This window comes from Ensifer sp., from assembly GCF_035999185.1.
In the GTDB taxonomy this organism is placed as follows: domain Bacteria; phylum Pseudomonadota; class Alphaproteobacteria; order Rhizobiales; family Rhizobiaceae; genus Ensifer.
This window is the reverse complement of the sequence record NZ_DASYHB010000131.1, coordinates 1-7,538: the sequence shown is the minus strand read 5'-3', so window position 1 is coordinate 7,538 and position 7,538 is coordinate 1. Positions and strand designations below refer to the sequence as shown.

The window sequence follows — 7,538 nt, the reverse complement described above, 5'->3', positions numbered from 1 at the left end:
GTCGGCTCGCTGATGATGGGCATGCTCAACAACGGCCTGATCCTGATGGGCCTTTCCGTTTCCGACCAGATGATCGTTCGCGGTCTCATCATCCTCGCTGCGGTCGCCGTGTCGCTGCGCGAAAAGTCCCGCTGAAGGAGGATTTCATGTTTCTCGACGTTCTGCGCCGCCGCAACCCGGCCTTCATCGAAGCGGCGATGGCCTTGCATCAGCAGGGCAAGATCCCGGCCAACGCCTATGTTCTCGACCTCGATGCGGTCGAGGCAAACGCCAAGATCTTGAGCGACGAGGCCCGTCGTCTCGGCCTGAAGATCTTTGCCATGACCAAGCAGGTCGGGCGCTCGAGCTCCTTCTGTGACGCCGTGCAACGTGGCGGTATTGATCGCTCGGTCGCCGTCGACATGGCCTGCGCTCGCGCCACTCACAAGGCCGGTCTGAAGGTCGGTCATCTCGGCCACCTGCAGCAGGTCGCGCGCCACGAGGCGGCGGCTGCAGCAAAAACGTTCCGGCCTGACTACTGGACTGTGTTCAATGACGAAAAGGCCGGCGAGGCAGCGTCCGGTGCGAAGGCCGCAGGCTATCGGCAGGACCTGCTCGCCCGCATCCGGGCGGAAGGCGACACGTTTTATCGCGGTCATGAAGGCGGCTTTGATGCCGCTGACGTTGCCGCTGTTGCCGACCGGCTTGACGGCCTCGACGGCGGTCGTTTTGCCGGCATTACCACCTTTCCGGCGCTGCTCTTCGATCATGAACGCCGCAAGGTGCTGCCGACGCACAATCTTTCAACACTCTCAAAGGCTGCCGAAGCGCTCGCGAAGGCTGGTCGCAAGGAGATCGAGGTGAATGCGCCGGGTACGACCTCCAGCGTCCTGCTGGCCGCGCTGGCCGAAGCCGGCGCGACCCAATGCGAGCCAGGCAACGGCCTGCACGGCACCACCGCGCTGCATGTGATGGAAGACCTCCCGGAGCTGCCGGCGGTGCTCTATCTCACCGAGGTCTCGCATCTCTCCGGCGGCAAGGCCTATTGCTTCGGCGGCGGCTTCTACATCGATCCGATCTTCCCGGATTACGACGTCAAGGCGATCGTATCGAGCGATCCGACGACCTCGGCATCGGCGCTTCGCAGCGTCGAGGTCCCGCCGCCGTCGGCAATCGACTACTACGCGATGATCGACGCCAGCGGTGCGACAGCGCCCAAGCCCGGCGACACGGCCGTGTTCGGCTTCCGCGGCCAGGCCTTCGTCACGCGGGCCTATGTCGTCGGCGTCTCTGGCATCTCCAAGGGCGCGCCGAAGGTGGAAACGATCGAAAACGGTTTCGGCGAAACCGCGGCCTGGCCGGTTTGAGGGCGACGTCATGACCATGAACACGAATTCTGCACGCGAACCGGTTCTGAAGCTCAAGGACATCCGCAAGACCTTTGGCGGTGTCACCGCCATCGAGAACTTTTCGCTCGACGTCCATCCGGGCGAGATCGTTGCGCTCGTCGGCGACAACGGCGCCGGCAAGTCGACGCTGATCAAGATCATCTCCGGCGTCCACACGCCGACCTCGGGCACGATCACCATCGAGAACCAGACGGTGGCGATGTCGAACGCCACCATGGCGCGGGCCCACGGCATCGAAGTCGTCTACCAGGATCTGGCGCTTGCCGACCAGCAGACGGTCTACATGAACATGTTTCTCGGCCGCGAACCGACGAACAGTTTCGGCCTGCTCGACCGTCGCCGGATGATCGACGAGACCGAGACGCTGGTGAAGGAACTTGATGTGCGCATCCCCTCGGCGCATGCAACGATCCGTGATCTCTCGGGCGGCCAACGTCAGGGTGTCGCGATTGCGCGTGCCACCCACTGGGCGAGCAAGCTGATCCTTCTCGACGAGCCGACGGCGGCCCTCGGCGTTGCCGAAACCGCCAAGGTCGAGGAGATCGTCGAATCGCTGAAGAGCCGCAACATCGGCGTCTTGATCATCAGCCACAGCCTCGATCAGGTCTTCAAGCTGTCGGATCGCATCTGCGTGCTGCGTCGCGGCAAGCAGATCGGAATTCGTGAGACGGCAAAGACCGACAAGAACGAGATTATCGCGATGATCACCGGCCTTCAGCAGCACTGAGGGCCACGCGTGGCGCGGCCGTTTCGGGCGGCGCCGCTTGTCTTTAAGGTGCTGCGCCGAAGAAGGTGAGGCGGCTGAAGAGCACGTAGTGCGATTCCGAAGCCATCAGCGCGACGAAGACCAGCACCAGTAGCGGCGGCAGCAGGATCGCATAGATTAGCGCCAGCCTCTCCCATGCCATGTGCATGAAGATCGCGACGATGAGACCTGCCTTCAGCATCATGAAGATCAGGATCAGCGACCATCTGAGATAGCCCTGCAGCCCAACATAGTCGACGAGATAGGAGAAGGTGCTGAGCACGAAGAGCAGCAGCCAGACGACCAGATAAAGGCCGATCGGGTGCTGCTGATGCGTTTGCGCGTGGCCTTCCGCTTTTGCTGCCGGTGCCGCGTGGGTGTGAACAGTCGTCTCTGTCATGGCCGTGCCTCACCACAGATAGAAGAATGCAAAGATGAAGACCCAGACGAGGTCGACGAAGTGCCAGTAGAGGCCGGTGATCTCGACGATCTCGTATTGTCCCCTGCGGCTCGTGAAGAAGCCGCGGCGTTCGGTGTCGAAATCGCCGCGCCAGACCTTGCGGGCAATGATCAGGAGGAAGATCACGCCGATGGTCACGTGGGTGCCGTGGAAGCCGGTGATCATGAAGAAGGTCGAGCCGAATTGGGCAGCACCCCAGGGGTTGCCCCAGGGCCGTACGCCCTCGGTGATCAGCTTGGTCCATTCGAAGGCCTGCATGCCGACGAAAGTGGCGCCGAAAAGAGCGGTCAACACCATGAGCAGAGCAGTCTTCTTGCGATCGCGCCGGTAGCCGAAATTGACGGCCATGGCCATGGTGCCGCTCGACGTAATCAGCACGAAGGTCATGATGGCAATCAGGATCAACGGCACGTCGGACCCGCCGATGTGGAGCGCAAAGACCTCGCTCGGGTTGGGCCATGGAACGGCAGTCGACATGCGCGCCGACATGTAGGCGACGAGGAAGCAGCCGAAGACGAAGGTGTCGCTCAAGAGGAAGATCCACATCATCGCCTTGCCCCAGGAGACGTTCTTGAACGTCCGCTGGTCCGACGCCCAGTCGGCGGCAAAGCCGGCGAGCCCGGCCGGGCGGTGGAGCGGCTCTCGGACGGTCGAATGGGTCTCGACGGACATGCCTTGGCTCCTTCAAGTCAAGAGGGATCGGCAGAGCTCGACGAAGTCGTTGGCCCAGCCGGAAAAGAGCACGAACAGCACCAGCCATACGGCCAGCATGAAATGCCAGTAGGTGGCGCAGAGCGTGATCGACAGCACGGCTTTTTCGTCCATCGGCCTGGCGCGGGTTTTGACGATCACCCTTGAGAGAGCGAAGAGGCCGCCGAGGATGTGCAGGCCGTGCATGCCTGAAATCATGTAGAAGAAGCTGTTGGCCGGATTGTCGGCGAGCAGGAAGCCGGCGTCGGTGAGTTCGCGCCAGGCGAAGACCTGCCCGGCGAGGAACGCGAGACCTGAGGCAAGGGCGGCGATCAGCGCCGTGCGGCTCGCCTCGTCGCGGTGATGTTCGGCGGTGACACGGGCCGCATGCAGAAGCAAGCTGCCAAGGCCAAGGATGGCGGTATTGAGCCACAGGATTTTCGGCATCGGCGTCGACCACCAGTCGGTGGATGCCATGCGCATGAAATAAGCGCTGATGAACAACGTGAAGAGCGCGCCGACGACGACCAGAAAGACGCCGAGCCCAATTTGCGCCGGCGCGATGTCGGGCGGTCCGTGGGGGCGGGGATCATGGGTGTGGCCGATCTCAAGCCATGGCTTCGAAAACAGCCGCTGATGCGCCAGCCACCAGCCGGCGATCAGGAGAACGACTGCCAGGAAGACCAGGGTGACGCTCATGAGGCCTCCTCCGCTCCAAGCCCGGTGGAGCCCGGCTGGTTCTGCGGAATGAAGTCCTCGGCTGCACCGGGCACGCTGTAATCATAGGCCCAGCGATAGACGACGGGTAGTTCCTTCCAGTTGCCGTGGCGCGGCGGCGTCTCGGGCGTCTGCCATTCGAGCGTCGTCGCCCGCCACGGGTTGCCGCCGGCCTCGCGGCCATGGCGGATGCTCCAGATGAGGTTGAACAGGAAGACGATCTGCGCGGCGCCGACGACGAGCGCCATGATGGTGATGAACTCGTTGAGCGTATGGGCGGAGGCCGGAACGAAGGCGGTTTCGCCCATCTCGTAATAACGGCGCGGCATGCCGATCAGGCCGAGATAATGCATCGGGAAGAAGATCAGATAGGCGCCGACGAAGGTGACCCAGAAGTGGATCTGGCCCATCACCTCGTTGAGCATGCGGCCGGTGACCTTCGGATACCAGTGATAGATTGCGCCGAAGATGACGAGGATCGGCGCGACACCCATGACCATATGGAAATGGGCGACGACGAACATGGTGTCGGAGAGGGGCACGTCAACGACGACGTTGCCGAGGAACAGACCCGTCAGCCCTCCATTGACGAAGGTGACGATGAAGGCGAGCGCAAAAAGCATCGGCAGCGTCAGGTGGATGTCGCCGCGCCACAGCGTCAGCACCCAGTTGTAGACCTTGAGCGCTGTCGGCACGGCGATGATCAGCGTCGTGGTGGCAAAGAAGAAGCCGAAATAGGGGTTCATGCCGCTGACATACATGTGGTGCGCCCAGACGATGAAGGAGAGCGCGCCGATGATCACGATCGCCCAGACCATCATGCGGTAGCCGAAGATGTTCTTGCGGGCGTGTGTGCTGATCAGATCCGAGACGATGCCGAAGGCGGGCAGCGCGACGATGTAGACCTCCGGATGGCCGAAGAACCAGAAGAGGTGCTGGAACAGGATCGGGCTGCCGCCGCCGTGCTGCAGCTGTTCGCCCATCTCGACGATCGCCGGCATGAAGAAGCTGGTGCCGAGCACGCGATCAAACAGCATCATGACGCAGGCGACGAACAGGGCGGGGAAGGCGAGGAGCGCCATGACCGTCGCGGTGAAGATGCCCCAGACGGTGAGCGGCATGCGCATCAGCGTCATGCCGCGCGTGCGCCCCTGAAGCACGGTGACGACGTAGTTGAGGCCACCCATGGTGAAGCCGATGACGAAGAGGATGAGGGACGACAGCATCAATATGATGCCCCAGTCCTTGCCGCCGGGCGTGCCTGACAGCACCGCCTGTGGTGGGTAGAGCGTCCAGCCGGCGCCGGTCGGTCCACCGGGCGCGAAGAAGCTTGTGACGAGCACCAGCACGGCAAGCAGGTACAGCCAGTAGCTCAGCATGTTGGCATAGGGGAAAACCATGTCGCGTGCGCCAAGCATCAGCGGGATCAGGTAGTTGCCGAAGCCGCCGAGGAAGAGCGCGGTCAGCAGATAGATCACCATGATCATGCCGTGCATGGTGATGAACTGGTAGTAGCGCTCGGCATCGATGAACGTGAAGACGCCGGGAAAGCCGAGCTGCAGCCGCATCAGCCAGGAGAGCACCAGCGCCACCATGCCGATGGCGATCGCGGTCGAGGCATATTGCACGGCGATGATCTTTGCATCCTGGCTGAAGACGTAGCGCGTCCACCAGCTATGGGGATGATAAAGCTCGACGTCTTCCACTTCCGCGGGGCCGATCTGTTCGCTCGTGCCATGCCGGATATCGACCATATGCGAGAACCTCCCAACACCGGATCATCTCGATCCAACGCTTTGAAACACGCAACTCCGGACTATGAACCGTGGAGTTGCTTTCGCTCACGGGCGGGATGCGGGCGGAAAACCGCGCGCACTTTTCCTCATCCCGCTTTGGCCGTCGGGGCGCCTCCTACTGCGCCGGGGCGGCATTTCCTGCCTGCGCCGTTTCCTTCGTTTCTGCCTTTGCCTGCAATTGCGAGAACGTCGTCTGTTGCGAAAGCCAGGCCTGATAGTCCTCGGCAGTGTCGACGACGACGGTGCCGCGCATCTGCGGATGACCAACGCCGCAGAGTTCGGCGCAAAGCACCTCGAAGGTGCCCGTGCGCGTTGGCGTCAGCCAGAAATAGGTGACCATGCCCGGTACCATGTCCATCTTGGCGCGGAACTCCGGCACGTAGAAATCATGGAGCACGTCGACCGAGCGCAAGAGCATCTTGACCGGCTTGCCGACTTCCAGATGCAGCTCGCCGCCTTCGACGACGACGTCATCGAGTGCTGCCGCATCGTTGCGGTTGAGGCCGAGAGAATTCTCAGGCGTGATGTCGCGGGTCTCCGACGTTCCGAGCTTGCCGTCGGCGCCGGGGAGCCGGAAGCTCCACAGCCATTGCTGGCCGACGACTTCAACCTCGGCAGCACCATCGGGGACGGTCACGAACTGGTGCCAGACGAAGAGGCCGGGGGTCAGCATGGCGGCGACGCCGAGCGTGGTGCCGCCGGCGAGCCATCCTTCGAGCTTCCGGTTTTCCGGTTCATAGGCCGCCCGGTTTCCCGGTCGGTGCCGAAAACGCAGGACGCAATAGGCCATGAAAAGCACGACGGCGACGAAGACGACGCCGGTAATCCAGAAAGTGATGATGAGCGTATTGTCGATGTAATTCCAGTTGGACGCGATCGGCGTCCACCACCAAGGGCTGAACAGATGGAACAACACCGAGCCTACGGCCAACAAAACCAGAATAACTACCACGGCCATTTCTATCCCTCCTCGCCGCTGTCGGCTGTGGGCATGAATGCGCAATCCGTAGAGCCTGCTGCATGCTTCCTTTGGTCGTCGCCGATCAGAGGACAAAAACATGCAGGAATTCAAAGTTCTACAGCGACCTTTGCGCGTCTGACAGGACGCGCGGCGCTGTACCTGCAATTATTGCACGAACGTTGAATAGTCGCAATTCGCCGATTCCGTGCGAGCGGCGGTTGCTTTTAGTCTTCGCAGGCTACTGCGAATACTGTTTGAGATAGGCGATGAGGTTGGAGATATCCGTATCATCCTTCAGCCCGGCAAAGGCCATTTTCGTGCCTTTCACCTTCGTCCTTGGATTGTGCAGATAGTCGCGCAGATGCGCCTCATCCCAGACGAGCCCACCCTTGCCGGCATCAACCATCGCCGACGAGTACGCGAAGTCGGCATGAGTGCCAGCCGTTCGCCCGAACAGATGGTTGAGCGATGGCCCAACCTTGTTGGTGTCGCTGTCAGCCACGTGACAGACAGCGCATTTCTTGAAGACGGTTGCTCCGGCGCTTGCGTCGCCCTCTTGCGCGAGGGTTGCGAACGGACAGAGCATCGTTGTCGAAAAGGCAAGGGCAACAACAAGAATTCGCATGACACTTCCTCAAAATCGCCGGGCGCAGGCAAGGAAGGCTATCGTCAATCTGTCGTTTTGGCGGTGCTTGCTTCTCTTAAGTTGGCGCCACGGCGGTTGATACTTGCGACACGACGACGGTACGCCTCGCTTTGTGGAAGTCAACCGGCGCAGCCG

The 7,538-nt window shown here is 61.7% G+C and carries 8 protein-coding genes and 1 pseudogene; 3 read left to right on the top strand and 6 right to left on the bottom strand.

The window, feature by feature from the left end:
• The 3 genes and pseudogenes from VGO04_RS32970 to VGO04_RS16990 form a co-directional block, all read left to right on the top strand.
• Positions 1–135, top strand: a pseudogene (locus VGO04_RS32970) (sugar ABC transporter permease); the annotation flags it as partial.
• Positions 136–146: 11 nt separating this feature from the next.
• Positions 147–1,346, top strand: a complete 1,200-nt coding sequence (locus VGO04_RS16995; RefSeq protein WP_327497144.1) for an alanine racemase — start codon at positions 147–149, stop codon at positions 1,344–1,346.
• Between the two features lie 10 nt (positions 1,347–1,356).
• Positions 1,357–2,115 carry an ATP-binding cassette domain-containing protein gene (locus tag VGO04_RS16990; RefSeq protein WP_327497143.1) on the top strand — a complete coding sequence of 253 codons (759 nt, stop codon included), beginning with the start codon at positions 1,357–1,359 and terminating at the stop codon, positions 2,113–2,115.
• Between the two features lie 43 nt (positions 2,116–2,158).
• Here VGO04_RS16990 and VGO04_RS16985 read toward each other — a convergent pair whose 3' ends face one another.
• From VGO04_RS16985 to VGO04_RS16960, 6 genes are all read right to left on the bottom strand, one after another.
• Positions 2,159–2,533 (bottom strand): cytochrome C oxidase subunit IV family protein, encoded by a 375-nt coding sequence (locus VGO04_RS16985; protein ID WP_327497142.1) that lies wholly within the window; start codon positions 2,531–2,533, stop codon positions 2,159–2,161.
• 9 nt (positions 2,534–2,542) lie between these two features.
• Positions 2,543–3,265, bottom strand: coding sequence for a heme-copper oxidase subunit III family protein (locus VGO04_RS16980; protein WP_327497141.1), 723 nt, complete (start codon positions 3,263–3,265; stop codon positions 2,543–2,545).
• Positions 3,266–3,277: 12 nt separating this feature from the next.
• Positions 3,278–3,982, bottom strand: a complete 705-nt coding sequence (locus VGO04_RS16975; protein ID WP_327497140.1) for a cytochrome c oxidase subunit 3 — start codon at positions 3,980–3,982, stop codon at positions 3,278–3,280.
• A complete protein-coding gene (gene ctaD / locus VGO04_RS16970) occupies positions 3,979–5,754 on the bottom strand; it encodes a cytochrome c oxidase subunit I (protein ID WP_327497139.1) in 1,776 nt (591 codons plus the stop codon). Before ctaD ends, VGO04_RS16975 begins: the two co-directional genes overlap by 4 nt.
• A gap of 157 nt (positions 5,755–5,911) precedes the next feature.
• Positions 5,912–6,754 (bottom strand): cytochrome c oxidase subunit II, encoded by an 843-nt coding sequence (locus tag VGO04_RS16965; RefSeq protein ID WP_327497138.1) that lies wholly within the window; start codon positions 6,752–6,754, stop codon positions 5,912–5,914.
• Between the two features lie 241 nt (positions 6,755–6,995).
• The gene (locus VGO04_RS16960) at positions 6,996–7,382 is read right to left on the bottom strand and encodes a cytochrome c family protein (protein ID WP_327497137.1); all 387 of its coding nucleotides are present in this window, start codon (positions 7,380–7,382) and stop codon (positions 6,996–6,998) included.
• Positions 7,383–7,538 lie beyond the last annotated feature (156 nt).